This is a genomic window from Sphingomonas sanguinis (assembly GCF_019297835.1).
GTDB lineage: Bacteria > Pseudomonadota > Alphaproteobacteria > Sphingomonadales > Sphingomonadaceae > Sphingomonas > Sphingomonas sanguinis_D.
The window spans coordinates 3693624-3720615 of sequence record NZ_CP079203.1 but is presented as its reverse complement, the minus strand read 5'-3'; the positions used below and the strand labels follow the sequence as shown (position 1 = coordinate 3720615).

Genomic DNA, 26992 nt, shown 5'->3' with positions numbered 1-26992 from the left:
TACGCCATGACCGACATGCCGCTTCGCCGCCTGGGTTCGACCGACCTGATGATCGCGCCGCTGGTGCTGGGCGGCAATGTCTTCGGCTGGACCGCGGACCGCGCGGCGAGCTTTGCGGTGCTCGACGCCTTTGTCGACCAGGGCGGCACGATGATCGACACGGCGGACGTCTATTCCGCCTGGGCCGATGGGCATCAGGGCGGCGAGTCCGAGGCGATGATCGGCGAGTGGCTGAAGGCGAGCGGCAAGCGCGACCAGGTGCTGATCGCCACCAAGGTCGGAATGCTGCCCGGCGAAGGCGGTGAGAAACTCGCCCCCGCCCGGATCGCGGCGGCGGCGGAGGCGTCGCTCAAGCGGCTCGGCACCGACCGGATCGACCTGTATTTCGCGCATCAGGATGACGGGGATCAGCCGCAGGACGCGGTGATGGAGGCCTTCGCCAAGCTGGTCAAGGCGGGCAAGGTGCGGGTGATCGGCGCCTCCAATTTCCACGCCGCGCGCCTAAAATCGGCGAACGAGGCGGCACTGGCCGCCGGGCTGCCGCGCTATCACGTCCTGCAGCCTGAATATAATCTGGTGAGCCGCCACAAGTTCGAGGGCGAGTTGCAGGATTACTGCGTCACGGAGAATATCGGCGTCGTCCCCTATTACGGCCTCGCCGCCGGGTTCCTGACCGGCAAATATCGCAGCGACGCCGACCTGTCGCAGAGCGTGCGCGGCGCGACGATGGGCGAGCTGCTCCATGGCAAGGGTGCGGCAGTGCTCGAGGCGCTGGACGCGGTGGCGGCGGAGACGGGGGCCACCCCGGCGCAGGTCGCGCTCGCCTGGCTGATCGCACAGCCCGGCGTCACCGCACCGATCGCCAGTGCGACCAGCGTCCAGCAGCTGTCCGAGCTGACGCCCGCCATGCACCTGTCCCTTTCCAACGATCAGCTGGCCCGACTGACCGACAGCGGCGTGTGACGGTCACATGAACGCGGAATTACACCGGTTTCGGAACGGACGGCCCGGCACGGATTTAATGCCGGTTATATGAAGCGTCCGACCGTCTTAATCGTAGAAGACCAACAGCTTCTGCTGATGCATGTGCAGTTCGCGTTCGAGGATGCGGGCTATGTCGTGGTCCAGGCGGACAGCGCCGACGAGGCGCTGCTTGCGCTGGAGCGGCATCCCGAAATCCGCGCGATCTTCACCGATGTCGCCATGCCGGGTTCGATCGACGGGGCGACGCTGGCGGCGAAGGTCCGCCAGTCGCATCCGCATGTGTCAATCATCGTGACCTCGGGCGAGCAATTGCACGTCGCCGCAGAATTGCCCCAGGGCGTGCGGTTCGTGCCAAAGCCCTACACCGGGCACGACATCATCCGAATGATCGGGGAGAGTGTCGCCTGAACGTTTCGCGGCTTTCCGAAGATTCAGTCTCCCATGAAATTCAATGCGACAACGCCGCGTTCCCGCTCATTGACCAGCATCGCGCGGCCGATCGGCGGATGCGAGCGCTGGGGACATTCAACGCGTAGGCAGCGGCGACAACCAGGGCCGATCGCCGTTGCCGACCCACTGATCGGATCATGCCCCCGGATCGCCGCGATCGGCCCAGCGAGGCTGGCAGTCATACCCAGCATGACTGCGAACCGGCCCGAACCTCCGGAAAGCGTGCGCCCGGCGCGTGACGCCGCCTGCGTCAGGGTCACGAAGCGTTGGCCATCCGGCATTTCGACCGTCTGGACCAGCGTATCGCCGCTCCGGTCGAAGGCGCGGAAGACGGCCATTAGCGGGCACAGCCCCTCCGCCTCGACAAGACCGGGATCGGCCGCCCCCGTCAGCCGCTTCGACACCTGCCCCGCCCGGTCGATCCGCATCAGGAAGAAGGGCAACCCGCGCGCGCCGACGCGGTTCAGTGTCGTCAGCCGGTGAGCCAGCTGCTCGAACGACACGCCGAACCGCCGCTGGAGGACGGTTAGGTCATAGCCGCTCGCCTCGCACGCGCGCAGGAAACGGGCATAGGGCATGACGATGGCGGCGGCGAAATATTGCGCCAGATAGCGCCGGAACAGCCGCTCCGCGATCCGGTCGCCAAAGGCCGCGCCGCGCGCCAGCGCCTCGATCTCGCTGCGCGCCTCGGACTGGGCCAGTTGCACCGCGAGCGCGAAGACGCGTGCGGGCGCCTCCAACATCTCGGACAGTTGCAATTGGCGGGCGTGAAGGTCCAGCCGGACGAGCCGGTCGGGCAGGATGTCGATCGGCAGCACGCGGATGGACAGCGCATGGCGCACCCGCAACCGCTCCGCCAGCGCGCCGTACAGATCGCCCGCCGCCAACCGCAACTCGTCCGCCAGCGTCTCGGCGGCGGCGTCCAGATCGGGGAAATGGTTGCGCCACCGCTCGATCTCGCGCCGCACTGCCAAGGTCGGATCGGGTGCGGCGGGTCTGTCCGCCGCCCCGCTCCCCGCGTCCGCCAGCCGGTCGAAGGCCCGCGCGAACGCCTCCGCGCCGCCCGGTGCCGCCGCCAGCCATTCCTCCAGCTCGGCGCGGTCGATCTCCAGATCGGCGAATAGCGGATCGGCCAGCCGCCGCCGCATCGCCGCCGCCCCGCCGCCGGGCGCGCCGCTGGTCAGGGCGCGCGGGTCGAAGTCGAACGTCTCGACCAGCCGGACCAGCAGGGCCGCCGACACCGGCCGCTGGTTGCGCTCGATCAGGTTCAGATAGCTGGGCGAGATGTCGAGCATCTCCGCCATCGCCGCTTGGGACAGGCCGTTCTGCCGCCGCAGCCGCCGCACGGCATGGCCCGCGATCACCTTGGCTCCGCTCATCGCCACTCTCCTCCAGGGAAAGGCTGCGCCGCATCATCTGGCCTGTCAATTCTTTACAAGGATACAGGCCATGGCCGGCTGATTGCCCACGGCGCGACCCGGCTCGGACCATGTGATCGCTTCTGCGACACGCCTTTTCCCGACATTCTCTCGGTCACGAATAGTCAAATTGTAAAGGACGATGCGATGCCGAGCTTCCAGGATCTGATCCCCGCCCCTGCCGGGCGGTTCGACGGTATCGCCCGTCCCTACACGCCCGCCGATGTCGCGCGGCTGCGCGGATCGATCACGGTCGAGCATACGCTGGCCCGGCGCGGCGCGCTGAAGCTGTGGGAATTGCTCCAGACCGAGGATTACGTCCCCGCGCTGGGCGCGCTATCGGGCAACCAGGCGATGCAGATGGTCCGCGCCGGATTGAAGGCGATCTATCTGTCGGGCTGGCAGGTCGCGGCGGACGCCAACACGGCGGGACAAATGTATCCCGACCAGTCGCTCTACCCCGCCAATGCCGGGCCGGAGCTGGCGCGCAAGATCAATGCGACGCTGGCCCGCGCCGACCAGATCGAACATTCGGAAGGCGGCGCGACGCGCGACTGGTTCGCGCCGATCGTCGCCGATGCCGAAGCCGGGTTCGGCGGTCCGCTCAACTGCCATGAGATCATGAAGGCCTATATCGCGGCGGGCGCGGCGGGCGTGCATTTCGAGGACCAACTCGCCTCGGAGAAGAAATGCGGCCATCTGGGCGGCAAGGTGCTGATCCCCACCCAGGCGCATATCCGAAACCTGGATGCCGCGCGGCTGGCGGCGGACGTGGCGGGCGTGCCGACCGTCATCTGCGCGCGCACCGATGCCGAGAGCGCCCGGCTCATCACGTCGGATGTGGACGAACGCGACCATGAATTCCTGACCGGCGAGCGGACGGCGGAAGGGTTCTTCCGCCTGAAGCCGGGCACTGGCGTCGACCATTGCATCCGGCGCGGCCTGGCCTTCGCCCCCCATGCCGACCTGTTGTGGTGGGAGACGTCCAAGCCCAATCTGGACGATGCCCGCCGCTTTGCCGAGGCGATCCGGCGCGAGCATCCGAACAAGATGCTGGCCTATAACTGCTCGCCCAGCTTCAACTGGGAGGCCAATCTGGACCGCGACGACATTGCCCGTTTCCAGCGCGAGATCGGGGCGATGGGGTATAAGTTCCAGTTCGTCACGCTCGCCGGATTCCACCAGCTCAACTACGGCATGTTCGAGCTGGCGCGGGGATATCGGGATCGCGGCATGGCGGCCTATTCCGAGCTGCAACAGGCCGAGTTCGCCGCCGAGCCCCATGGCTACACCGCGACCCGCCACCAGCGCGAGGTGGGCACGGGCTATTTCGACCTGATCGCGCAAATGGTCGCGGGTGGCGACAGCTCAACCACCGCGCTCGCCGAATCCACCGAGGCCGCCCAGTTCGTCCGGGCCGCCTGACTCACAGCAACGAAGGAGAGAATGCCATGCCGACCGAACCGCAACGCAGCCGCGCCGTCTTCTCCACCGAAGACTTCGCGCTGATGAAGGAAGCCATCGCCGAACACGTCAAGCGTGTCGCCGACGACCCGCGATCGATCAAGTTCGCCCATCTGTACCACCGGCTGGGGCGGATCGCGTCGTGACGTGATCCCTTGGCCTTCGACTTCGCTCAGGCTGAACGGAAGGTGGTACCAAGCTCCCCCGCCCCCGTTCGCACTGAGCGAAGTCGAAGTGCACGCCCCGAACTCCCGCCGGAAATCCCGCGGCCTTCGACTTCGCTCAGGCTGAACGGAGGACTGGACAAGCCCCACCGGCGCCGCGCTTTGTTGGCCCAACGGAACAACCGCCCCCATCGCACGCTGTACCGGCCATGCCCGACACCGGCCTGACCGCGCGCATTCGCGAGAACATCGTCCTGTACGGCGCGCTGGCGGCCAATCTGGCGATCGGCGTCGCCAAGTTCGTGGCGGCCGGGATCACCGGCTCCTCCTCGATGCTGACCGAGGGCGTGCATTCGGTGGTCGACAGCGGCAACCAGATCCTGCTGCTCTACGGCCAGAAGCGCGCCAAGCGCGGCCCGGATGCGATCCACCCCTTCGGCTATGGGCGAGAGCTGTATTTCTGGGCCTTCGTCGTCGCGATCCTGATCTTCGCGCTCGGCTCCGGCATCTCGATCTATGAGGGCTGGCTGCATATCAAGTCGCCAGAGCCACTGCGCGATCCGACGGTCAACTATATCGTGCTCGCCATCGCCTTCGCGCTGGAGGGCGCAAGCTGGGCGATCGCCGTGCGCGAATTCTCGCGGACCAAGGGCGATAGCGGCTGGTGGCGGGCCATCCATGATTCCAAGGACCCGCCGGGCTTCATCGTGCTGTTCGAGGATTCGGCGGCGCTGGCTGGCCTCGTCATCGCGGCGCTCGGCGTCTGGCTGTCGCACGAGACGGGCGATGCGCGGATCGACGGGATCGCCTCGATCCTGATCGGGCTGGTTCTGGGCATGGTCGCAATCCTGCTGGCGCGCGAGTCCAAGGGGCTGCTGATCGGCGAACGCGCCGACCCGGAAGTGGTCGAGACGATCCGCGAGATCGTCGCCACGCGCTCGTGGATCACTCATGTCAATCATGTCCGCACGATCCATACCGCGCCCGACAGCATCTTCGCGGCGATCAGCGCCGATTTCGTCGACAGCCTGCCGATGGGCGCGGCCGAGACGATGATCGAAATGCTGGAAGACGACCTTCGGCACGCCGTACCCAGCCTGTCATCTATCTATATTCGCCCGGAAAAACGCGAGAATGCGTCTGCGCCCGCCGCGCAACATAGGTTATGAGGTCCGTCATGACGAAGCTCCTGCGACTCGCGACCGCCCTGATCCTGGCGCTGACCTGCGCGCTGCCCGCCCAGGCGGCGGTGACGATCACCTTCTGGAGCCATGAGCTGGGCAACAGCTTTCCCCATGCTTTTTTCAGTCTGCGCGGCACGGTGGATGCGACGGGCCAGCCGGTCGACGCCAATTACGGCTTCACCGCCCGTTCCGTCTCGCCCGCCATCCTGATGAGCACGGTCAAGGGGCGGCTGGACATCTCCAAGCCCTTCTACATCTCGACCAGCGACGCACAGTTTTCCTATGTCATGACCGACAGCCAATATGCCGACATATTGGCGCTGGTCGCGGCCTGGGACGAGAAGACCGGCGACTCGCATTACAATCTCAACGACCGCAATTGCGTCCATTTCGTGCAGGAAGCGGCGCGGCGGTTGGGGCTGGTCGGCCTCGACCAGCCCCAGTTGATGAAGAAGCCGCGTTCCTATCTGAAGGCGGTGGGGCAGGCCAATGCCGACCGGGTCACGGTCCTGGGTATGCATGGCAAGGCCTATCTCGCCTCGCTTCCACCGCTGCCCGCCGCGCCAGTCACGCCAACTCCCGCCCCGGTTCAGGGCGCGACCGGCTCCAGCTCGAGTATGTCGACCACCGACTCATAAGCCGGAAAGGGAAAGGCGATCCGCCAACGCGCCGGGTCGACCCGTTCCACCACGCCCGCCATGTCGCGCGCCCGGTCGCGGCCATAGGCGTAGGAGCGTTCCTCATCCCCCAGGATCATCGTGCCGAGGAAGATGCTGCGCGCATCGGTATCGGGATAGATGCGCCCGGTCAGCCGCTGGGACCCGTCGATCTTGCTGAGCTGCTGGCCATGACCCGACACCCGGCAGCGGAAATAGGGATAGACGACATAGGTCAGCGTCGCACGCCCCTGTGAGCCCAGCTTGATCGTGCGACAGCGATAATCGCCGTCGGGCAGTTGCGGGTCCGCGATCGAATGGTCGGGATCGGCCAGTTGCCCCAGCGCCGCGATGTCGCCCGCCGCCCCGCCGGTCCGCGCCTGCGTCAGCCCCTTGATCCAGGCGGTACGCCAGCCGCGCAGGCGGACGCGATCATCCTCGGTCGCGGCCAGACGCCAGTCATTTGCCTCCTCGATCCGCTGCGCCTGGACGGCAACCACGCCGCCCGCCGCCAGCATCGTGCCGAACAGGACCAGCGGCCACCTCACTGCGCGGTCCAGCCGCCATCGACCGACAGGTTCGCGCCGGTGATCGACCTGGCCTCGTCGCGGCAGAGGAACAGCGCCAGCGCCGCGACCTGTTCGATGGTGACGAATTCCTTGGTCGGCTGCGCCTTCAGCAGCACGTCGTCGATCACCTGCTCGCGGCTGAGGCCCCGCGCCTTCATCGTGTCGGGAATCTGGTTCTCCACCAAAGGCGTCCAGACATAGCCGGGCGAGATGCAATTGGCGGTGATGCCGTCGGTCGCGACCTCCAGCGCCACGGTCTTGGTGATGCCGACCACGCCATGCTTGGCCGCGACATAGGCGGACTTGTTGGGGCTGGCGACCAGGCTGTGCGCGGAGGCGGTGGTGATGATCCGTCCCCAGCCCTTTTGCCGCATATGCGGGATCGCCGCGCGCATCATGTGCCAGGCCGAGGACAGGTTGATCGCGATGATCGCGTCCCATTTCTCGACCGGAAACTCGGCGATTGGGGCGACATGCTGGATACCGGCATTGTTGATGACGATATCGACCGAGCCGGTTTCCTTCGCGGCCCGCTCGATCATCGCCGCGATCTGGTCGGGGCGGGTCATGTCGGCGGGGTCATAGAGCGCCGCCGCACCGCTGGCCTGTTCCAGCGCGGCACGGTTCGCTTCTATCGCGTCCGCCTCGCCAAAGCCGTTCAGCACGACCGCCGCGCCCTCCGCCGCCAGCGCCTTGGCATAGGCCAAGCCGATGCCCGAGGTGGAACCCGAGATCACCGCCGTCTTGCCCTTCAGGAACATGCCATTCTCCCGTGCTATGCACCGCACCATGCGATCCAATTCCGACCCGTGCAACCGCCGGAAGGCTTTGCGGGTTCAACCATCGCGGCGAAGACCCGCATAGGCGGGCACTATGACAAAGGGGTGAGACGATGCGGCTCGACGATTATGACAACGACATCGACGTCGGCGAGGCGCAGAGCGGTGGCGGCGGCTTTGGCGGCGGGGGCGGAGGGTTGCTGTTCGGGCTGTTGCCGCTGATCGGCAGCCGTTTCGGATGCGGCGGCATCGTCGTCGTGCTCATCATCCTGGCGGTCGTCGGCATGAACCCGCTCGGCCTGCTGACCGGCGGTGGCGGCGGCAATGCCCCCGTCACCCGGTCGGCGGACTCGTCTTCGGGTCAGAGCGTCCGCCAGATCTGCGAAGCCTCGCCCGAACGCCGCGACACCTGCCGCGCGTTCAGCAATGCCGACAACACCTGGGAGAAGATCTTTGCAGAGTCAGGGCAGCGTTTCGAGGCACCTGGCCTGCGCTTCTTCAAGCCGGGCGATAACAGCGTAAAGTCGGGTTGCGGCGAAGCACAGTCGGCGGTCGGCCCCTTCTATTGCCCGACCGATCGCAAGATTTATCTCGACACCAATTTCTTCGACGAACTGGCCAACCGCTTCGGCGCGAAGGGCGATTTCGCCCGCTATTATGTCGTCGCGCATGAGTTCGGCCATCACATCCAGACCCTGCTCGGCACGTCGGACAAGGTACGGCAGGCGCAGCAGGCGGCAGGCCAGGCGGAGGGCAATGCCCTGTCGGTGCGGCTGGAGTTGCAGGCGGATTGCTATGCGGGCGTCTGGGCCGCGAAGAACCGCGGCCGGCTGGAACCCGGCGACGTCGAGGAAGGCATGACCGCCGCCCGCGCCATCGGCGACGATACGCTCCAGCGCGAAGCGACAGGCCGCGTCGTACCAGACAGCTTTACCCATGGCACCTCGGAACAGCGGATGCGCTGGCTGCGCCGGGGTATGGAAACGGGCGATCCGGCGCAGTGCGATACGTTCTCGGGCGCGATCTGAGGGGTTTAGCGACGAACCCCGCCACGTACGCTCCCCCTCCCGCAAGCGGGAGGGGGCCGGGGGGGGGAGGGCCAGGAGTCTCACCGAGACCATCGCCTGTGGCCCTACCCTCCCCCAACCCCTCCCGCAGGCGGGAGGGGAGTAAGAAAAAGGGGCAATCACTCCGGGTCATCCGTCCCAAGCCGACCGGAATGATTCCGAAAGCGCCACGCACGCTTCCCCTCCCGCAAGCGGGAGGGGGTCGGGGGGAGGGCAACGAGTCTCACCGAGACCTGCGCTTGTGGCACTCCCCTTACAGCTTGACCAGCATCTTGCCCTTATTGCCGCCGGTGAACAGCGCCAGGAATGCCTCGGGCGTCTTGTCCAGCCCCTCGAACACTGTCTCCTCATGCTGCAAACCGCCGTCCTTCAGGATCGCCGCCATGTCGCGATAAAAGGCCGCGTGGTCCTTGAAGTCGCCGAAGATAAAGCCCTGCATCCGCACACGGTTGCCGATCATCCGCGCAAGATATTTCAGGCTCGTCGGCTTGGCGTCATTATAGACGTCGATCATGCCGCAGATCGCAAAGCGCGCATTCTGCCTGGCATGGGCCAGCGCAGCGTCCAGGTGATCACCACCCACATTGTCGAAATAGACGTCGATGCCATCGGGCGCCGCTTCGCCAAGCGCCTCGACCACCGACTGGCCTGCCTTGTAATCGATCACGACGTCCGCACCCAGCGAGCGGACCCAATCGCACTTCTCCGCGCCACCGGCCGACCCGATGACCGTCATGCCCTTGGCCTTGGCGATCTGAACCACCGTCGAGCCGACCGCACCCGCCGCCGCCGAGACGAACACCGTCTCACCCGGTTTGGCCTCGGCAATCTGGAGCAGGCCGTAATAGGCGGTCATGCCCGGCATGCCGAACTGCCCCAGAAAGGCCTGCGGGTCGACGCCCAGATCGGGGAGCGGCTGAACATGCGCGGCAGGCAGCACCGCCTCGTCGCGCCAGCCCGCCATGTGGCTGACCAAGGTGCCGACCGCGATACCATCCGCGCGGCTCTCGACCACCTCGCCGACCGCGCCGCCCTGCATCGGCTCGCCGAGCTGGAAGGGTGGGACATAGCTCTTCGTGTCGTTCATCCGCCCGCGCATATAGGGGTCGACCGACAGCCAGCGATTGGCGACGCGTACCTCGCCCTCGTTCAGGGCGGGCAGCTCGCGCTCGACCAGCGCGAAATCACTATCGACGGGCGTGCCCTTGGGGCGCGCCGCCAGGGTCCAAGCCTTCATCATCATATCCTTTTCGTAACCTGGATCGGACATGGGAAAGGGCCCGGGTGAAGTCCACCCGAGCCCTCCGAGAAAAGTCACCATTTAGTGACGTTTTTCTTTATCAATAACCCCGGTTGGTGTCCGAGGTGCTGCCCGACGTGGCGCTGGTGGTCGTGCCGGTGCCGGTCGTGGTGCCGGTGGTCGACGTCGTACCCGTCGTGCTGCTGTTATTCTGTGCCGAGCTGGTCGTACCGGTCGCACTCTGGCCGTAACCGCTCGATTGACCGCCCGTGCCGGTCTGACCATAGCTATTGGCCTGACCGTAGCGGTCGTTCTCGTTGGTGCGATCGCCGAACATGGCGCGCGCATTTTCCTCGTCCCGCCACTGGGCCTTGGCCTCCTCGGCGGTCTTGGTCAGCGTGACCTTGTCCTCGACGGACTTCAGCCAGCGCGACGGGATCGAGTGGTGCTGGCCGCCCGCATCCTTGTCGTTCTTGGTCAGCAGGATGCGGTCGCCGCGCACCTTGTCGACGGTGCCGACATGGCTGCCGTCCGAGCCGACGACTTCCTGATGTTCCTTCACCTTGGGCAGAAGGCCGCGCTGGCCTTCGCGCTCGGTGCGCCAGCTCGAAAACTCGTTCTGGAACTTGGTGCGGTTCTCGCTGCGATATTCGTCATAGTCGCGGTCGAGCGCGGCGATCTGGCCCGAGCGCCAGTGGTTATAGTCATGGTCCTGCTGGGCGTAATAACGCTCGTCGAAGCGCGCATCGGCTTCACGGCGACGCTCGGCATCCTCGTCACCGAACCACGAGCGGACCTCGTCCCCGGCGCGCGCGAAGAAGCCGCGGTCCTCGTAATCATAGCCCTGCGGCTGGCGACCATAGTCGCGGCCCGACTGCTGCTGGCGGCCATAATCCGAACGATTATAATCCGAACGACCATAGTCGCTGCGGCCCTGACGGTCGTCGCGGCCGTAACGGTCGCCGGTATAGCCATAGCCACGCGACGAATCGCCATAGCTCGACGTGCCGCGATAGCCTTCACGACCCGAGTCGCGGTCGTAGCGGTTCTCGCCGCCGCGATAGGCACCGTAATTGCCCGAGCGCCCTTCGCCGTAACGGCCTTCATTATGGCGGCCGCCAAAGTCCTGGCGCCCGAAATCCTGGCGAGACACGCCATAGCTGTCGCGGTCATAGCCCTGGCGGCCATAGCCCTGGTTGCCGTAATCGCGCGCGCCGTATCCACGGCGGCTGTCATTCCGGCTGTCATTCCGGCTGTCGTTGCGATCGTCGTCGAACGCACCGGCGGCTTCATAGTCACGGGCGCTGGAATAGGTGTAGTCGCGCCCCGAGCCGTAGTCCCGGCCATAGTCGAAGTCGCGGTCGCCACGATTGGCGTCGCGGGAATAGCGGTCGTAAGCCATCCTAAACCCTCCTGAAATTCGATCCTGCGGGGGCCGACGCCGCTCGTCTGGCGGGCCGTGCCTTCCGCGTGTTTCAATGAGGCAGATCAACACAGGTTCCGTTGGCGATGTGGCAGCCGCGACGGACGGAGTGATGCGAAAGGCCGAAAGCAGGCCAAAATTTTTAGGTCTGGCCGTCAAAGCGGTGTTGCGTCGCCCCGAATCACGGGTTAATGGCGTCGCTCCCGACCAAGGTCGGGTTACGGGGCGGGGCTGTAGCTCAGATGGGAGAGCGCTGCAATCGCACTGCAGAGGTCAGGGGTTCGATTCCCCTCAGCTCCACCACCCCGCCTTCCCTTCCATCGCTGATACCCGCCAACGCTTCTGGTGCGTTGACCTTGCGATGACGCCCGATCCCATTCCCGCCGCCACCCTGATCCTGATGCGCGAGGGGCCGGACGCCGATGCGCTTCCCGAAATCCTGATGGTCGAGCGGGGCGCGGCACTGGCCTTTCTGGGCGGTGCGATGGTGTTTCCGGGCGGGCGGGTCGATCCGGGCGATCATGCGCTGGTCCCCGCCGACGCCCCCGACCGGGAGGAAACCGCCGCCCGCATCGCCGCGATCCGGGAGACGATCGAGGAAGTGGGCTTGGGCATCGGCCTGTCGCCCTCCCCCGACACGGAGACGCCGACCCGCTTGCGCGCAACCATGGCGGCGGGGCGATCCTTTGCCGACGCACTTGCCGATCATGGCCTGACGATCGACACACAAAAGCTGACGCCCTTTGCGCGCTGGTGCCCCGAACATGTGCCCGTCCGCCGCTTCGATGCCCGCTTCTATCTGGCGGCGATCGCGCGGGAGGCGTCGACCCCTATGATCGACGGTTCGGAAACGGTCGGGGCCGTGTGGATGACCGCCCGCGACGCGCTGGCGGCAGCGGACGGCGGTGCGATCCGCATCATCCTTCCCACCCGCCGGACGCTGGAACGATTGGCGCTCTACCGCGATTTCGCTTCGGCCGCTGCCGACGCGCGGGCCTGGCCGATCCGACGGATCATCCCTTTTCAGGCGGAGCGTGACGGCGTGGCTTGTATCTGCATCCCCGACGATCTGGGTTATCCGATCACGGCGGAACCCGTCGCCAGCGCGAGACGCGGCTGATGCGAGCGCTCCGGCGATGGACGACCGCGCTGGTCGTGATCGCCGGACTGGCGATGCTTGCGCTGCTGCTCTGGGGCTGGGCGCGGCGGCATCCGCAGGATGTGCCCTGGGCACCGCTCGATCTGGGCCAGCCGGTCGGGATGTTCACCGGGCGCAAGCTGACCGCACTGACCCAGGACAGAACACAATGCCTTGGCCTGCTCGACCGCGCAGGCATCCGCTACACCGCGCTACCCGCCCGGTCGGACGGCGCGCAATGCGGGTATGACGATGCGGTGCGCTTCACGGCGGGCGGGGCAAGGGCCATCGGCTATCGCCCTGCGGCACTGGGGGTGTCGTGCCCGGTCGCGGCCTCGCTCGCGCTGTGGGAATGGGACGCGGTCCAGCCCGCCGCGCGCGATCTGCTCGGCAGCGAGGTCGTCGCGATCGATCATCTGGGCAGCTATAATTGCCGCCGGATCGGCGGCCGCAGCACCAGCGACTGGAGCGAGCATGCCCGCGCCAATGCGGTCGACATAGCGGGCTTTCGCCTAAAGGACGGACGGCGGATCAGCGTGCTGCGCGACTGGAAGGATCAGGGGGCGAAGGGCCAGTTCCTGCGCCGTGTCCGCGACCATGCCTGCGACCTGTTCGCGACCACGCTATCGCCCGATTACAATGCGGCGCATGCCGACCATTTCCATCTGGACCAAGCCTATCGCGGACCGATGGGCTGGCGGGCGTGCCGGTGAGGGTAAATTCCTCCCAGCAAGGGGAGGAACAGGAACGATGGCGGAGCCCCCCGGCCCGCCATCGCGCACCATCAGTTGGCCAGCGACGTCCCGTTGGTGTCGACCTTCTCGACCCAGTGCGGGAAGAAGGCGGGCTGACGGCTCGACCAGCCCGCCGCCGTCGCCGCCGCTTCGCTGATCGACTGGAGAAGCTGTCGCCGCAGTTCGGGGTGCAGATGCGGCAACGCCGCCGCCGCACAGAAGATCGAGGGTAGCCATGGGCGTACCTCGGCACCGATAAGCCGCTCATACAGGAACCGGAAGGCCGAAAAGCTGGTCAGCCGCCCCTGCCCCAGGTCGAACGCCGCGATCGTGACGAACGGCGCCATGAACGGCTCCAGCGACTCCAGGCCGCTATCGACCGGGATCAGGTGTCGAATCTCCGGCAGGTTGCGATACAGCCGGGCCTGGGCGCGGATGCTTGCCGCCTCGACGACGTCGCGCGACCAGCGGGTCATCGCGTCTTCACGGTCTAGCCCGATATCGAGCGACCGGCGGATATAACGCTGCGTCGCCGCCGCGAAGCCTGCAAATTCCTTCATTTCCGCCAAGGTCATCGCGCCTTCGGCCGGTCTGCTCCTCGATCCCATATCATCACCCCGCCCAATCGAAACTGACCCGATCATCATGCGCCCATTTGGTTAACGCAACGCTGAACGAGCTGGGACAGACGAACATGAAAAACGCCGCGCCGCAACATAGATTGCGACGAATGGCCATCAATGCATTCCATTTGCTACTTTTACCGGCCTTTTCGACACAAGCAGAAAGTTTGTTGCGATGACGCAAGGCCACTCATAAGGCGGGGGCGGAAGCCGGAAGCTCCCGCCCCTGTGTCGCATCGGACGGATCAGCGATCCTCTTCGCTATAGCCCGACGACTCGGCCGGGCCGTCGCGGCCGGGCTGGGTGATCGAGGGCGGATCGCTGGCGTCCATCGATTCATCCAGGCTCTCGTCGAGCTGGGCGTCGACATCCTGCGGATTCTTCTGCAGATCCTGGGTGATGGCGGGATCCTGCCCGGCATCCTGTTCGGGGGGACGCGGGCGATTGCCCTGTTCGGCCTGCTCGCCGCCCGGCGCGACCGAGACGCTGTCCAGCGCGCGATCGTCGATGCTGTCGTTCATGTCACTTCCCCATCATAGTGGACAGGATCAACGAGCCAGATCGGACAAGCGTTCCTATGCCGATCCGTCCAACCGCCGCACCGTAACCCGTTGATCGCAAAGCTGCGCCTCGCCGAACACGGTCATGAAGGCGATATCGGTCGCGTCGCGCCCGACGCACACCCGCGCGATTTCATCCGCCTGCGCCATGCCGGTCGCGTCGACCAGATGCCAGCCGCCCTCCAGCCACAGCTCGGCCACCGCGTGGAAATCCGGCGGGTCGACGCCGGGCGCATAGGCCGCGACGCAGCGCGCCGGAATCTCCGCCGCCCGCGCCAGCGCCACCAGCAAATGGGTATAGTCGCGACACACGCCACTGCGCGATCCGAAGGTATCCAGCGCGGTCGTGACGCCGCTCGATCCGCCCGATTGATAGGTCATGCGGGTCGCCACCCAATCGGCCAGCGCCGCCGCCATCGCACCGCCCGACAGCCCCGCGAAACGCTGGCGAACGAAGCCCTCCAGCCGGTCCGACTCGCAGTAACGGCTGGGCAGCATATAGGGGATCAAATCGCCGGGCAGCCCGCGCGCCGGGGTCGCCGCCAGCCCCTCAAGCCGGACGACTGGCCGTTCGACGACGACCACCGCCTCATAGCGCGCGAGCAGGCCATGATCGGCACGTATCCAGCAGCGTTGCCCGATCCCATCCTCGCCACGCACCGCCGCGACCGGATGATCCGACCAGATGGTCAGCGACTGATGCTCCAGCCGCTGGTCGGGGGTCGCCGCCGCCTCGATCTGGAGCAGGATATCGGCCGGTTGCTTCAGGACATAGTCGAGCGTCACGTCGATCGACAGGCGCATGGCCGCATCCCCTTCTCATGAAAAAAAGGCCCGGCGGACACACCGCCGGGCCTTCCGGTTCTGTTCTGTCGACCCGATCAGTCGCGGCTGGAGCCGGTCAGACGCAGGATGAACATGAACATGTTGATGAAGTCGAGATACAGGCTCAGTGCCGACATGATGACCACACGGTCCTGCATGCTGGTGCCGCGCACCTCGTAATACATCGACTTGGTACGCTGCGTATCATAGGCGGTCAGGCCAGCGAACAGCAGCACGCCGACGAAGCTGATGACCAGGCCCATCGTCCCCGACTGGAGGAAGATGTTGATGACGCTGGCAACGATCAGGCCGACCAGACCGATGATCAGGAAGGTGCCGAACGCCGACAGGTCGCGCTTGGTGGTGTAACCATAGAGGCTCAGCGCCGCGAAGCCCGCCGCCGTCGCGAAGAAGGCACCCGCGATCGAACCGCCGCTATAGACCAGGAAGATGGTCGACAGCGACAGGCCCATGACGACCGCGAACGCCCAGAAGAGCAGCTGCATCGTCGAGGTCTTCATGCGGCTGACGCCCATGCTGAGCGCGAACACGAAGCCCAAGGGCGCGAACATGATGACGTATTTCAGGGCGCCGCCATGCAGGAAGACCTGCGCGGCCATGCTGTCGCGGCCACCCCATGCGAAGAGCAGCGCGACGATACCCGTCAGCAGCACGCCCGACGTCATATAGTTATAGACGGACAGCATGTACGAACGCAGACCCGCATCATAGGCGGTCGAGCCCGTGGTGGCTGTGGTACCGAACGGCGCGGCGCTCGGCCGTGGATCAGACCAGTTTGCCATGGTGAACTATTGCTCCTTTGCCCGGCCATATGCCGGTTAAGCGAAATATCGCTCTGTTGGGGACGCTTTTCAAGCGGGGGAGGTTCCCGTGGGCGCGACGGAATGCGATAGACATATTTTGTCATGGTCCGCCTGTTCGTCGCCCTCCGCCCGCCCCCCTCGATCCGGGACCTGCTGTCCGATGCGATGGACGGCGTTCCCCAGGCCCGCTGGCAGGATGACGACCAGTTGCACCTGACCCTGCGCTTCATCGGCGAGGTGGACCGCCCCGTGGCCGAGGACATCGCCGCCGCACTGGGACAGGTTCACGCCCCCGCCCCCATTGTTCGGATTTCGGGCGTCGGAACCTTCGATCGCAAGGGGCGGGTCGACACGCTCTGGGCGGGCGTCACGCCGCACGATGCGCTGGCCCATCTTCATCGCAAGGTCGACCAGGCCTGTGTCCGCGCGGGTCTGTCGCCCGAACCGCGGGCCTATCTGCCGCACATCACGCTCGCACGCCTGCCCGGCTCGGCGGGACGCGCGCTCGAGATCGAGGGGTGGCGCGCGGTCCATGCGGGCCTGTCCAGCGAGCCTTTTACCATGGGGCATCTGGTCCTCTACCAGAGCCATCTGGGGCATGGCGGCGCATCCTATGAACCCGTGATGCGTTGGCCGCTTGAAACCGGCGGGTAACACGCCGCACCTACGCGTATCGAAAAGGGAGCTTGCGTCATGAAATATCTCACGCTGTTGACCATCGGCACCGTCGCGCTGGGCCTGGGGGCCTGCGACCAGACGAAGATGGAGACGGGCTCCCCCACTCCGAACGGCGCCAGCGCGACCGCGAGCCTGCGGACCGGCACCGGCGCGGATGCGGGCCGCGCGATCGCGACCGAGGTCGCCGGGGGGCTGCGCATCACCCTCGACGCGATGAACGTGCCGGCTGGCATGCACGGCGTCCATGTCCACACGGTCGGCCGCTGCGACGCGCCGGACTTCACCACGGCGGGCGGCCACTGGAACCCCACCCAGCGCCAGCATGGCAGCATGAACCCGCAGGGGCCGCATGAGGGCGACATGCCCAACATGACCGTCGGCAATGACGGGCGGGGCACGCTGGGCGTCGTGCTGCCGGGCGCGACCATGGCGGGGCTGCTGGATGCGGACGGCTCGGCGATCGTGATCCATGCGGGCGCCGACGACCTGAAGACCGATCCCAGCGGCAATAGCGGCGGCCGCATCGCGTGCGGTGTGTTCCAGGCCAACTGATCCTCAGCCGATGACCACCCCCCTGCCGATGCGCCGTTTCGGCGGTTTCCTGTTCGACATGGACGGGACGATCCTGAGTTCGATCGCGTCCGCCGAACGCGCCTGGACCGTCTGGGCGACACAGCAGGGGCTGGACGTTGCGGCGTTCCTGCCGACCATCCACGGCGTCCAGTCGGTCGAGACGATCCGGCGGCTGAACCTGCCCGGCATCGATCCGGTGGCGGAGGCGCATGCACTGACCGAGGCGGAGATGCTGGACGTTGACGATGTGGCGCCGATCGGTGGTGCGGCCGCGTTCCTGGCCGCGCTGCCCTCGGATCGCTGGGCCATCGTCACCTCTGCGCCCAAGCGGCTGGCGGAGGTGCGGCTGAAGGCGGCGGGGCTGCCTCTACCCGGCGTGTTCGTGACGGCGGAGGATGCGGAGCGTAGCAAGCCCGCGCCCGATGGCTTCCTGCTCGGGGCCAAGCGGCTGGGCGTCGCGCCCGAGGATTGCCTGGCCTTTGAGGACGCGCCCGCCGGGATCGCTGCGGCCGAGGCGGCGGGGATGACGGTGGTGGTGATTACCGAGACGCATCGTCATGCGATGGATACGAGCCATGCGATGGTGACGGACTATCGCGATCTGGCGGTGGAATGGGATGGCGCCAGTCTGAAGCTGGATCATCGGGTTTAGGCCAAGCCTGTTCCCCGGCGAAGGCCGGGGTCCAGTTACAGCGCCATATCGAAGGCGCTGCGCATCGGCCTCCCACGCGACAACAACCCGCTATCTCAATCGGGCAGAAACTGGGCCCCGGCCTTCGCCGGGGAACGGATTAGGGAAAGGCTGCCCTTTTCTACGCCCGTTCAGCCTGAGCGAAGTCGAAGGCCAAGGGACTTGGGATGGTGCAGGGCGTGCACTTCGACTTCGCTCAGTGCGAACGGGGTTAGGGACAGGCGTCCAGGGGACGCCGCCCTTCCCTCAAACCGTAAAGCTCTCCCCACACCCGCAAGCGCCCTTGGCGTTCGGATTCTGGAACACGAACCCTGCGGTGAAGTCGTCCTCGACCCAATCCATGGTCGATCCGATCAGGTACAGGATCGACCCGCCATCCACGAACAGCGTGCCGCCCGGCGTGTCGATCTTCTCGTCGAACGCCTTGGCCTCGGTGACATAATCGACCGAATAGGCCAGTCCCGAACACCCCCGGCGCGGCGTCGACAGCTTCACCCCGATGGCGCCTTCCGGCGCGCGCGCCATCAATTCGGCGACACGCGCCTCGGCGGAGGGCGTCAGGTTCAACGCGGCGGGACGGGCACGCAAGGTGGTTGCCATGGTCAGAGCATCCCCAGTTCGAGCTTGGCGTCGTCCGACATCTTCTGCGGGTCCCATGGCGGGTCCCAGACCAGGTTGACGTCCGCCGTCGCGATCCCCGGCACCGCCGAGACGCGCAGTTCGACCTCGCCCGGCATCGACTCGGCGACCGGGCAGTGCGGCGTGGTCAGCGTCATGGTGACGACGGCATGGCCGCCCTCGGTCACTTCGACGCCGTAGATCAGTCCCAGGTCATAGATATTGACCGGAATCTCGGGGTCGAAAATATCCTTCAGCGCGTCGATGATGCCGTCATACAGCGCCCCGCCCGGCTGGGTCGGATCGTCGGCGGTCGGCTTTTGCGAGAGGAAGCCCGACAGATAGTCGCGCTGACGCTCTGCGGGCGCTTCCACCACGTCCTGCACGCGCGCCTTGGGCGGCTGCGCCACGCTCTCGACCTCTTCGATCTTGTAATCGCTCATCCGAAAATCCTCGTGACCCGCCGGACGCCATCCACCAGCGCCGCGACGTCGTCGGGTCCGTTATACACGCCGAAACTCGCCCGCGCGGTAGCGGTCAGGCCGAGCGCCTCCATCAGCGGTTGGGCGCAGTGATGGCCTGCGCGGATCGCCACCCGGCTCTCGTCCAATATGGTGCCGATATCATGGGGATGAACCCCCTCGACCGCGAAACTCACGATTCCCGCCGAGTCCTCAGGCCCCAGCAACCGTACCGAGTTAATGGCCGACAGCCCCTCGCGCGCCTGCGCGACCAGCGCCGCCTCGTGCGCGTGGATCGCGTCCAGCCCGATCGCTGATACATAGTCGATCGCGGCATGAAGCCCGAGCGCGCCGACGATATGCGGCGTCCCCGCCTCGAACCGGCCGGGCGGCGGGGCATAGGTCGTCTTCTCGAAGCTCACCCGGTCGATCATCGACCCGCCACCCTGATAGGGGGGCATCGCCTCCAACAACTCAGGCCGCGCCCAAAACACGCCGATGCCGGTCGGGCCGTAGAGCTTGTGGCCGGAAAAGACGTAGAAGTCGCAATCGAGTGCCTTCACGTCCACCGCGATGCGCGGCACCGCCTGGCACCCGTCGAGCAGGATCTTCGCGCCCACGCCATGCGCCAGATCGGCCGCGCGGCGTCCGTCGAGCACTGAACCCAGCACGTTCGACACATGGCCCAGCGATACCAGCTTGTGCGCGGGCGTCAGCAACCGTTCCATCGCGCTCAGGTCGATGCGGTGGTCCGCCGTCAACGGCAGCACGTCGATCGCGACGCCCAGCCGCTCGGCGACCATCTGCCACGGCACGATGTTGGAGTGATGCTCCAGCATCGACAACAGGATGCGGTCGCCCGCCTTGAGGTTGGTCGCGGCCCAGCACTGCGCGACCAGGTTGATCCCCTCGGTCGCGCCGCGCGTGAAGACGATCTCGTTCGCCGAGCCGGCCCCGATGAACCGCGCCGTCGCCTCGCGCACCTTCTCATACGCGACCGTCATGTCCGCCGAGCGCTGATAGACGCCGCGATGCACGGTGGCATAGCTGGTGTCATAGGCGCGGGTGATCGCGTCGATCACGGCTTGCGGCTTCTGCGCGGTCGCGGCGGTGTCGAGATAGGCCCAGCCGTCCGGGATCGCCGGAAAATCCGCCACCCGGTCGAGAGGCGCGGCGCTCGTCAAAGCGCCGCCTCTAGCCACGCATCCGCATCCGCCGCAAAGGCTTCGCGCACCACCTCGTTGCCGATCCGGTCGATCGCGTCCGCCACGAAGGCGCGGGTCAGCAGCGCCTGTGCACGCGGCTTCGGAATGCCCCGGCTCTGCATATAGAACAGCGCCTTGGCATCGAGTTCGCCCACGGTCGCACCATGTGCGCACTTCACGTCGTCGGCAAAGATTTCCAGCTCGGGCTTCAAATTCACCGTCGCCGTCCGCTGGAGCAGCAGGCCGCGCAAGCTCTGCTCGCCATCGGTCTTCTGCGCATCGCGCGCCACTTCGACCCGTGCGGCGAGGCTCGCCTGGCTGCGATCGGCGGCGACCGCGCGCCATAGCTGATGGCTCTGGCCGTTCAGCGCGGCATGGCGCAGGGCCACGGCGCACTCCTGCTTCAACTCACCCTTGGTCAGCAGCGCGCCGCCGAACTCGGCATAGGCGCCATCGCCAGTCTGGGTGATGCCACCATCGATCCGCACGCCCATCGTCCCTGCCGCCAGGAAGGTCGCCGTCAGGCTCGCGCCCTCGCCCAGTTCCGCTTCCTCACGCAACGACACGAAGCCGTCGTCCTGCAACAAGCGAACGCCACGCATCAGCCGCGCCGACGCCGCCAGCTTCACCCGCGTCAGCCGGTTGGTCCAGCCACGCCCGACATAGGTCTCATAGACCTGCGCCGCCGCATCCTCGGCCAGCACGATCTCGGCGGGCAGGTGATTGGCCGCGCCGCTGGCAACATGGACTATCTGCACGGGCTCGGCGACCGCATCGCGATCCAGCCGCAACGACCAGCCGCGCCCCAGCGCCTGACGCCCGAGCGGATGGTCGCTCGCGTCGATCTGGGTCAGTTGCACCGGGCCGAGATCGCTGGCGCTCTCATCCAGCACGCCGTCGACGAACAGCAACCGCGCGCCGCCCAAGTCGAGGAAGCGATCCGCCCCCGCGACCGGCGCTGCCCGCTCGCTCTCCGCAGCTCGACGCAGCGCGTCGATATCGGCCCAGCGCCACGCCTCTTCTCGGGTCGAGGGGAGTTCGATTACGCTCACTGGGTAACTCCCGAAACGGCACTCTGCGCCTTGCGGCGGATGGCCAATTCCCTCACCAATTCGGCACGACGCGGTGTGACGCAAGCTATCATGGCCTGTTCGGCTACCGTCATCAGCCGCTTACGCTCATCCCGTGCCAATCCCTTGGCGCGAGTCGCCTCAAAGGCAGGCTGCGCCTTTGGAAAGCAGTCGGTCATCGCCGTACATCCGATCGCATCGATCTCCGCATCACCCGTCGATCGCTTCGTGACACACGTCAAACGTCCCTTCTCAGACGTCAGCTTGGACCGCCACTCTTCTAACCTACGGCCGATCACGAGGACTTCGCTCTCCGGCTCCGGCTGAAGCGCAGGCACGGGTGCCACCTGGATCGCGAACATCAACAAGATCACGCCTCGACGCCCGCATAGCCCTCGCGCTCCAGTTCGAGCGCGAGTTCGGGGCCGCCCGAACGCACGATGCGGCCATCGGCCAGCACATGCACCCGGTCGGGCTGCACATAGTCGAGCAGCCGCTGATAATGGGTGATCAGCAGCACCGCCTTGTCGGGCGCCCGCATGATCCGGTTGATCCCGTCGCCGACGATGCGCAGTGCGTCGATGTCGAGGCCGGAGTCGGTCTCGTCCAGAATCGCGAATTTGGGGTTCAGGATGCCCATCTGGACCATCTCATTGCGCTTCTTCTCGCCGCCCGAGAAGCCTACATTGACCGGGCGCTTGAGCATATCCTGGTTCAGCCCCAGCCCATCCGCCTGCGCGCGCGCCAGCTTCAGGAATTCGCCGCCCGACAGCGGCTTTTCGTCACGCTGCCCGCGCTGGGCGTTCAGGCTCTCGCGCAGGAACTGGACGTTGGACACGCCGGGGATCTCGACCGGATACTGGAAGCCCAGGAACAAGCCGGCGGCGGCGCGCTCGTTCGGCTCCAGCTCGAGCAGGTCGACGCCGTCGAACGTCACCGACCCCTCGGTGACTTCGTACCCCGGACGCCCGCCCAGCACATAGCCCAGCGTCGACTTGCCCGCGCCGTTCGGCCCCATGATCGCATGGACTTCGCCCGCATTCACTTCGAGGGTCAGGCCCTTGAGGATCGGCTTGCCGTCAATCTCGGCGTGGAGGTTTTCAATTTTCAGCATGACATCCAACATCTAAATTTGATCATGACCGCGCAAATCGCGAAGCACATCGAGAGATTTCAACCCGACAAGAGCCCCAACGAGCCCGAACAGCAAAAACAACGGCACATAGAGCACCGCCATCAACCCCAGCACACCCGCACCAATATAAAAATATAAAAGCGATCCTATCGGCGCAAGCAGTACTGCGATTAGCAAGCTTGCTATACGGGGCAATTTTGTCGCGAGGTCTATTAACGTGACGGCGACCATGGAAATGAGCACTGCGGGCAAAAAGAGAAGCAGCGCCACAACATATGTCACCCGACCGACCCCTCCAGCGAAATCCCCAACAGCTTCTGCGCTTCGACCGCGAACTCCATCGGGAGTTGCTGCAACACCTCGCGCGCAAAGCCGTTGACGATCAGCGCGACCGCCGCTTCCTGGTCCAGACCACGGCTCATCGCATAGAAGAGCTGGTCCTCGCTGATCTTGCTGGTCGTCGCCTCATGCTCGATCTGCGCGCTGGGGTTCTTCACCTCGATATAGGGCACGGTGTGCGCGCCGCACTGGTCGCCCAGCAACAGGCTATCGCACTGGGTGAAGTTGCGGACATTCTCGGCGGTCGCCGCCACGCGGACGAGCCCGCGATAAGTATTGTCCGAGCGCCCCGCCGAAATCCCCTTCGACACGATGGTGGACCGCGTGTTCTTGCCCAGATGGATCATCTTGGTGCCGGTATCCGCCTGCTGGCGATTGTTGGTGACCGCGACCGAGTAGAACTCGCCCACCGAGCCGTCGCCCGCCAGCACGCAAGACGGATATTTCCACGTCACCGCAGAGCCGGTCTCGACCTGGGTCCACGACACCTTGCTGTTCTTGCCCTGGCACAGCGCGCGCTTGGTGACGAAGTTGTAGATGCCGCCGACGCCATTCTCGTCGCCCGGATACCAGTTCTGGACAGTCGAATATTTGATCTCGGCATCGTCCAGCGCGACCAGTTCGACGACGGCCGCGTGCAGCTGGTTCTCGTCGCGCATCGGCGCGGTGCAGCCTTCGAGATAGGAGACATAGGCCCCCTTGTCCGCGACGATCAGCGTGCGCTCGAACTGGCCGGTATTCTCCGCATTGATGCGGAAATAGGTCGACAGCTCCATCGGGCAGCGCACGCCTTCGGGAATGTAGACGAAGGTGCCGTCCGAGAAGACCGCCGAGTTGAGCGTCGCGAAGTAATTGTCACGCTGCGGCACGACCTTGCCCAGCCATTTGCGGACCAGATCGGGATATTCCTTGATCGCCTCGGAGATCGAGCGGAAGATGACGCCCGCCGCTTCCAGCTCCTTGCGGAAGGTCGTCGCGACCGACACGCTGTCGAACACCGCGTCGACCGCGACCTTGCGCGCGCCCTCGACGCCCGCCAGCACTTCCTGCTCGGCGATCGGGATGCCCAGCTTTTCGTAGGTGCGGCGAATCTCGGGGTCGAGCTCGTCCAGCGACGCGATCGTCTTCTTCTGCTTCGGCTCCGCGTAATAATACGCGTCCTGATAGTCGATCGGCGGGATGTTCAGCTTGGCCCAGTCGGGCGTCTCCAGCGTCTGCCACAGACGAAACGCCTTCAGCCGCCAGTCGAGCATCCATTCCGGCTCGCCCTTCTTGGCCGAGATATAGCGGACCGTATCCTCGCTCAGCCCCTTGGGCGCGAAGTCCTGCTCGATCTCGGTGGCGAAGCCCCACTCATATTTCTTGTTGGCGGCGGCGAGCGCCTCTGCATTCTTCGTGGCCATCAGGCGAATACCCCCGGACGCGGGGACGCGTCCATCACTTGCGATTCAACAGGATCGGCGGCGAGCGTCGCGAGCGTCACCCCGGAAAAGGCGGCGCGTACCGCCTGATTGACGACATGCCAATGCGGCCGGACACGACATTGCATTTCCAGGCCGCAATCGTGCGCAGCGCCATCGACGCAGGCGGTCAGCGCGATCGGGCCGTCCACCGCCTCGACGATGTCGGCCAGGCTGATCGTGTCCGCGTCGCGCGCCAGACGAATGCCGCCGCCGGTGCCGCGCGTACTCTCGATCAGGCCCGCGCCCGCCAGACGGCTGACCAGCTTCTGCGCGGTGGGAAGCGGCACGCCTGTCTGCCCGGCCAACAGGGTCGCGTTGCTCCGCCCACCGGCGCCTTCGCGCGCGGCGGCGGTCATCATCACGACCGCATAATCGGCTAGGCTGGAAAGGCGCATGATCTCCCAATCGGATGGATTTGATCCGATTGGCAAATGGGCGCGGGGGGACGGTTCGTCAACCGGGTTTCGGTGGGGGAATTTCGATGGTGTGAGTGGCGGTGCCACTTCTTTCTTAAGCCCCTCCCGCAAGCGGGAGGGGTTTGGGGAGGGCAAGGCCGCAGGCGATGGTCTCGGTGAGACTCCATGCCCTCCCCCATCCCCTCCCGCCTGCGGGAGGGGCGTGAGACTCATTACCGCCCGATCAGGCCTTGCGCGATTTCGTCCGCGACGTCCGAGGCCGGATGGCCGGTCTCGGCCGAGCGCTGCCACACCTGCTCCAGACGCTCGGGAATCTTGGCGATGCGCGCCATGACCTCGGCCTCGTCGCCCTGCCCCAGATATTCCAGCCCGACATTGATGATGCCGCCCGCATTGATGACGTAATCGGGCGCATAGAGGATTTCCGCCTCCGCCACGCGCGCGCCGTCTTCGCGGGTCGCCAGCTGGTTGTTGGCGCCGCCCGCGACGACCTTGGCCTTCAGCCGCTGGATCGAATCGGCGTTCAGCACCGCGCCCAGCGCATTGGGGCTGACCAGATCGACATCGGCGAACAGGATCTCGTCGGCCGAGGCGACGTTGGCGCCCAGTTCCGCCGCCATCTGTTCGGCGCGCGCCTGGTTGACGTCGGCGATGGTCAGCACCGCACCGTCCTTCGCCAGCAGCTTAGCGAGACCGCCGCCGACCGAGCCGACGCCCTGGATCGCAACCCGCACGCCCTTCATGTCGGTCGCGCCCAGCCCGCGCTTGGCGGCGGCCTTCACACCCAGATAGACGCCGTGCGCGGTGTAGGGGCCGGGATCTCCGCCCGCCGCACCGCTCGCCACCGGCAGGCCGGAAACATAGCGCGTCTGGGTCGCGATGACCTTCATGCGTTCCTCGGACATGCCAACGTCTTCGGCCGTCACGTACCGACCGCCGAGCGACTCGACCGCGCGGCCGAATGCTTCGAGCTGCGCCGTCGTGATGACGTCGCCGGGCTTCGCCGCCAGGACCACGCCCTTGCCGCCGCCCAGCGCCAAGCCCGCCATCGCGTTCTTGTAGCTCATGCCGCGCGACAGGCGCAGCGCGTCGGTGATCGCCAGCGCGGGCGTGCCGTAATTCCAGAAACGCGCACCGCCCGCCGCCGGGCCGAGATGCGTCGAGTGCACGGCGATGACCGCCTGCAGACCCGAAGCGGGATCGGTGAACAGGTGCACGCCTTCATGCGCGTCGAAATCGGGAAAGCCCCAGTTCGTCATGCTCGTCCTTCGGTCCGACAAAAGCGGAACCGGACCGAATCTGACGACCCGGCCACCCAATCGGTGAGGATTTAGGGGGGACACGGGCGGAGAAGGGCCGGTGCCGTGGCCAGGATATGGCCGGAGAAGAATGGGGCGACCGACGGGACTTGAACCCGCAACTTCCGGCATCACAAGCCGGCGCTCTAACCAATTGAACTACGGTCGCCGCGAAGGCTTGCGCCCCTAAACGGGATCACCCGCTTTCGTCAAGCGGTCAAAATCGCGCGCCTCAGAATCTTCCCTGTGCCGAAAGTCGGTATCCGCCCCCCGTCCCCGCGACGAAGCCAAGCTGCTCCAGCCGTGCCGCCGCCGCCGGATCGCCCGGCGTCAGGACCAGGTCGGCGGTGTAGCGGCCATCGGGCCGGATGCGCAGGTTCACGCCCTCGGTGCCCCCCTGCCCCGTCATCGGCAAGAGCAGCGCGCCCGCCTCGCACCGCGCGGTGCCCATCATCATTGGAGGCAGCGGCAGGCCGCCCGCCTCGCCCACCACGGTCGCACGAACGCGACCCGCCGCTTCCTCGCACACGCCATCGCGGAAGCGGACGGTCACATCCTCCAGCGCCAGCGTCGTCACCGGCAAGGGCGCGAACAGAGTCGCGGCGGGCAGGCTGGCGGTGACGCCGTCGATGCCCATCGCATGGCGGCTGATCGTCGCGGACCCGGCGATCGGGCGGCCATCGGCCCCGGCCCCCTCGAACGCCAGCTTCGCCCGGCCGACCAGCAACGCCAGCGGCGACAGCGACACGCGCAGATCGCCCAGCGCCACCGCGCCGAACCGCGCCTCGATCAGGCTACCGCCCCAGATGGTGCCGCCGACCCGGCGCGCGCTCAGCCCTTCGTCCGCTAGCCCGGTCATGCCCAGGGCGAGGCGCATCGGCAAAAAGACGATCAGCGCCACGACCAGCATCGCCGCAAACAGCACCGAAGGCCGCGTGGTCAT

32 protein-coding genes and 2 tRNA genes are annotated in these 26992 nt (G+C 66.3%); 13 read left to right on the top strand and 21 right to left on the bottom strand.

Going from position 1 to position 26992, the window contains the following annotated elements:
- Positions 1-6: 6 nt before the first annotated feature.
- The gene (locus tag KV697_RS17360) at positions 7-963 is read left to right on the top strand and encodes an aldo/keto reductase (protein WP_219019245.1); all 957 of its coding nucleotides are present in this window, start codon (positions 7-9) and stop codon (positions 961-963) included.
- 69 nt (positions 964-1032) lie between these two features.
- The gene (locus tag KV697_RS17355) at positions 1033-1392 is read left to right on the top strand and encodes a response regulator (protein ID WP_219019244.1); all 360 of its coding nucleotides are present in this window, start codon (positions 1033-1035) and stop codon (positions 1390-1392) included.
- Between the two features lie 23 nt (positions 1393-1415).
- On the opposite strand, the gene KV697_RS17350 is transcribed toward KV697_RS17355, so the two are convergent.
- Positions 1416-2813, bottom strand: a complete 1398-nt coding sequence (locus KV697_RS17350; protein WP_219019243.1) for a helix-turn-helix domain-containing protein — start codon at positions 2811-2813, stop codon at positions 1416-1418.
- A 186-nt stretch (positions 2814-2999) separates the two neighbouring features.
- Between KV697_RS17350 and aceA the strand changes: the two genes are divergently transcribed.
- The 4 genes from aceA to KV697_RS17330 all read left to right on the top strand — a co-directional run bounded on the left by aceA (position 3000) and on the right by KV697_RS17330 (position 6302).
- The gene (gene aceA / locus KV697_RS17345; RefSeq protein WP_219019242.1) at positions 3000-4277 is read left to right on the top strand and encodes an isocitrate lyase; all 1278 of its coding nucleotides are present in this window, start codon (positions 3000-3002) and stop codon (positions 4275-4277) included.
- 26 nt (positions 4278-4303) lie between these two features.
- Positions 4304-4462 (top strand): hypothetical protein, encoded by a 159-nt coding sequence (locus KV697_RS17340; RefSeq protein WP_167345467.1) that lies wholly within the window; start codon positions 4304-4306, stop codon positions 4460-4462.
- A 227-nt stretch (positions 4463-4689) separates the two neighbouring features.
- Positions 4690-5649 (top strand): cation diffusion facilitator family transporter, encoded by a 960-nt coding sequence (locus KV697_RS17335; protein WP_219019241.1) that lies wholly within the window; start codon positions 4690-4692, stop codon positions 5647-5649.
- Between the two features lie 8 nt (positions 5650-5657).
- Positions 5658-6302 carry a hypothetical protein gene (locus KV697_RS17330; RefSeq protein ID WP_219019240.1) on the top strand — a complete coding sequence of 215 codons (645 nt, stop codon included), beginning with the start codon at positions 5658-5660 and terminating at the stop codon, positions 6300-6302.
- Here KV697_RS17330 and KV697_RS17325 read toward each other — a convergent pair.
- Both KV697_RS17325 and KV697_RS17320 read right to left on the bottom strand, forming a co-directional pair.
- A complete protein-coding gene (locus KV697_RS17325) occupies positions 6254-6868 on the bottom strand; it encodes a DUF4893 domain-containing protein (protein WP_219019239.1) in 615 nt (204 codons plus the stop codon). The genes KV697_RS17330 and KV697_RS17325 overlap by 49 nt on opposite strands.
- A complete protein-coding gene (locus KV697_RS17320) occupies positions 6865-7650 on the bottom strand; it encodes a 3-hydroxybutyrate dehydrogenase (RefSeq protein WP_219019238.1) in 786 nt (261 codons plus the stop codon). The genes KV697_RS17325 and KV697_RS17320 overlap by 4 nt, the downstream gene beginning before the upstream one ends.
- A 131-nt stretch (positions 7651-7781) precedes the next feature.
- On the opposite strand from KV697_RS17320, the gene ypfJ reads away from it, so the two are divergent.
- Positions 7782-8696, top strand: a complete 915-nt coding sequence (gene ypfJ, locus KV697_RS17315; RefSeq protein ID WP_219019237.1) for a KPN_02809 family neutral zinc metallopeptidase — start codon at positions 7782-7784, stop codon at positions 8694-8696.
- A 292-nt stretch (positions 8697-8988) separates the two neighbouring features.
- Here the strand turns inward: ypfJ and KV697_RS17310 are convergent, their stop codons facing one another.
- Both KV697_RS17310 and KV697_RS17305 read right to left on the bottom strand, forming a co-directional pair.
- Positions 8989-9975 carry an NADP-dependent oxidoreductase gene (locus KV697_RS17310; RefSeq protein WP_219019236.1) on the bottom strand — a complete coding sequence of 329 codons (987 nt, stop codon included), beginning with the start codon at positions 9973-9975 and terminating at the stop codon, positions 8989-8991.
- A gap of 100 nt (positions 9976-10075) precedes the next feature.
- Positions 10076-11377 carry a DUF2171 domain-containing protein gene (locus tag KV697_RS17305; protein ID WP_219019235.1) on the bottom strand — a complete coding sequence of 434 codons (1302 nt, stop codon included), beginning with the start codon at positions 11375-11377 and terminating at the stop codon, positions 10076-10078.
- A 248-nt stretch (positions 11378-11625) separates the two neighbouring features.
- Here KV697_RS17305 and KV697_RS17300 point away from each other — a divergent pair.
- The 3 genes from KV697_RS17300 (at position 11626) to KV697_RS17290 (ending at position 13249) form a co-directional block, all read left to right on the top strand.
- Positions 11626-11701 (top strand) — tRNA-Ala (locus tag KV697_RS17300).
- A 58-nt stretch (positions 11702-11759) separates the two neighbouring features.
- Entirely contained in the window at positions 11760-12518 is a 759-nt protein-coding gene (locus KV697_RS17295; protein WP_219019234.1) for an NUDIX hydrolase, read from the top strand.
- On the top strand, positions 12518-13249 hold the full coding sequence (locus KV697_RS17290; RefSeq protein ID WP_219019233.1) for an extensin-like domain-containing protein: 732 nt from the start codon (positions 12518-12520) through the stop codon (positions 13247-13249). The genes KV697_RS17295 and KV697_RS17290 overlap by 1 nt, the downstream gene beginning before the upstream one ends.
- Before the next feature lie 71 nt (positions 13250-13320).
- Here the strand turns inward: KV697_RS17290 and KV697_RS17285 are convergent, their stop codons facing one another.
- The 4 genes from KV697_RS17285 to KV697_RS17270 all read right to left on the bottom strand — a co-directional run bounded on the left by KV697_RS17285 (position 13321) and on the right by KV697_RS17270 (position 16081).
- Positions 13321-13878 (bottom strand): hypothetical protein, encoded by a 558-nt coding sequence (locus tag KV697_RS17285; protein WP_058745010.1) that lies wholly within the window; start codon positions 13876-13878, stop codon positions 13321-13323.
- A gap of 260 nt (positions 13879-14138) precedes the next feature.
- The gene (locus tag KV697_RS17280; protein ID WP_058745009.1) at positions 14139-14414 is read right to left on the bottom strand and encodes a hypothetical protein; all 276 of its coding nucleotides are present in this window, start codon (positions 14412-14414) and stop codon (positions 14139-14141) included.
- A gap of 54 nt (positions 14415-14468) precedes the next feature.
- Positions 14469-15257, bottom strand: coding sequence for a transglutaminase-like domain-containing protein (locus KV697_RS17275; protein WP_219019232.1), 789 nt, complete (start codon positions 15255-15257; stop codon positions 14469-14471).
- A 77-nt stretch (positions 15258-15334) separates the two neighbouring features.
- Positions 15335-16081 (bottom strand): Bax inhibitor-1/YccA family protein, encoded by a 747-nt coding sequence (locus KV697_RS17270; RefSeq protein ID WP_219019231.1) that lies wholly within the window; start codon positions 16079-16081, stop codon positions 15335-15337.
- Between the two features lie 123 nt (positions 16082-16204).
- Between KV697_RS17270 and thpR the strand changes: the two genes are divergently transcribed.
- Genes thpR through KV697_RS17255 form a run of 3 tightly spaced genes read left to right on the top strand, consistent with a single transcriptional unit; the run spans position 16205 to position 18005 of the window.
- Positions 16205-16756 carry an RNA 2',3'-cyclic phosphodiesterase gene (gene thpR, locus KV697_RS17265; RefSeq protein ID WP_219019230.1) on the top strand — a complete coding sequence of 184 codons (552 nt, stop codon included), beginning with the start codon at positions 16205-16207 and terminating at the stop codon, positions 16754-16756.
- A 39-nt stretch (positions 16757-16795) separates the two neighbouring features.
- Complete coding sequence (locus KV697_RS17260) at positions 16796-17332, top strand: superoxide dismutase family protein (protein WP_219019229.1); 537 nt, start codon at positions 16796-16798, stop codon at positions 17330-17332.
- Between the two features lie 10 nt (positions 17333-17342).
- Positions 17343-18005: an HAD-IA family hydrolase gene (locus KV697_RS17255; RefSeq protein ID WP_219019228.1), complete on the top strand. Its 663-nt coding sequence runs from the start codon at positions 17343-17345 to the stop codon at positions 18003-18005.
- A 285-nt stretch (positions 18006-18290) separates the two neighbouring features.
- Here the strand turns inward: KV697_RS17255 and KV697_RS17250 are convergent, their stop codons facing one another.
- From KV697_RS17250 to KV697_RS17195, 12 genes are all read right to left on the bottom strand, one after another.
- The gene (locus KV697_RS17250) at positions 18291-18644 is read right to left on the bottom strand and encodes a HesB/IscA family protein (RefSeq protein ID WP_219019227.1); all 354 of its coding nucleotides are present in this window, start codon (positions 18642-18644) and stop codon (positions 18291-18293) included.
- Positions 18645-18646: 2 nt separating this feature from the next.
- Complete coding sequence (locus KV697_RS17245; protein WP_183951141.1) at positions 18647-19105, bottom strand: SUF system Fe-S cluster assembly protein; 459 nt, start codon at positions 19103-19105, stop codon at positions 18647-18649.
- Positions 19102-20307, bottom strand: coding sequence for a cysteine desulfurase (locus tag KV697_RS17240; protein ID WP_219019226.1), 1206 nt, complete (start codon positions 20305-20307; stop codon positions 19102-19104). Before KV697_RS17240 ends, KV697_RS17245 begins: the two co-directional genes overlap by 4 nt.
- On the bottom strand, positions 20304-21380 hold the full coding sequence (locus KV697_RS17235) for a SufB/SufD family protein (RefSeq protein ID WP_219019225.1): 1077 nt from the start codon (positions 21378-21380) through the stop codon (positions 20304-20306). Before KV697_RS17235 ends, KV697_RS17240 begins: the two co-directional genes overlap by 4 nt.
- Entirely contained in the window at positions 21377-21772 is a 396-nt protein-coding gene (locus KV697_RS17230) for a hypothetical protein (protein ID WP_219019224.1), read from the bottom strand. Before KV697_RS17230 ends, KV697_RS17235 begins: the two co-directional genes overlap by 4 nt.
- Entirely contained in the window at positions 21769-22512 is a 744-nt protein-coding gene (gene sufC, locus KV697_RS17225; RefSeq protein ID WP_219019223.1) for a Fe-S cluster assembly ATPase SufC, read from the bottom strand. The genes KV697_RS17230 and sufC overlap by 4 nt, the downstream gene beginning before the upstream one ends.
- A gap of 12 nt (positions 22513-22524) precedes the next feature.
- Positions 22525-22803, bottom strand: coding sequence for a hypothetical protein (locus tag KV697_RS17220; protein WP_219019222.1), 279 nt, complete (start codon positions 22801-22803; stop codon positions 22525-22527).
- Positions 22804-22811: 8 nt separating this feature from the next.
- Positions 22812-24275, bottom strand: coding sequence for a Fe-S cluster assembly protein SufB (gene sufB / locus KV697_RS17215; protein WP_007404490.1), 1464 nt, complete (start codon positions 24273-24275; stop codon positions 22812-22814).
- Positions 24275-24730: an SUF system Fe-S cluster assembly regulator gene (locus tag KV697_RS17210; RefSeq protein ID WP_056430140.1), complete on the bottom strand. Its 456-nt coding sequence runs from the start codon at positions 24728-24730 to the stop codon at positions 24275-24277. Before KV697_RS17210 ends, sufB begins: the two co-directional genes overlap by 1 nt.
- Positions 24731-24963: 233 nt before the next feature.
- A complete protein-coding gene (locus KV697_RS17205; RefSeq protein ID WP_219019221.1) occupies positions 24964-26010 on the bottom strand; it encodes a Glu/Leu/Phe/Val dehydrogenase family protein in 1047 nt (348 codons plus the stop codon).
- A gap of 131 nt (positions 26011-26141) precedes the next feature.
- Positions 26142-26218: transfer RNA gene (locus tag KV697_RS17200), tRNA-His, on the bottom strand.
- A 63-nt stretch (positions 26219-26281) separates the two neighbouring features.
- Positions 26282-26992 (bottom strand): type II secretion system protein N, encoded by a 711-nt coding sequence (locus KV697_RS17195; RefSeq protein WP_257575400.1) that lies wholly within the window; start codon positions 26990-26992, stop codon positions 26282-26284.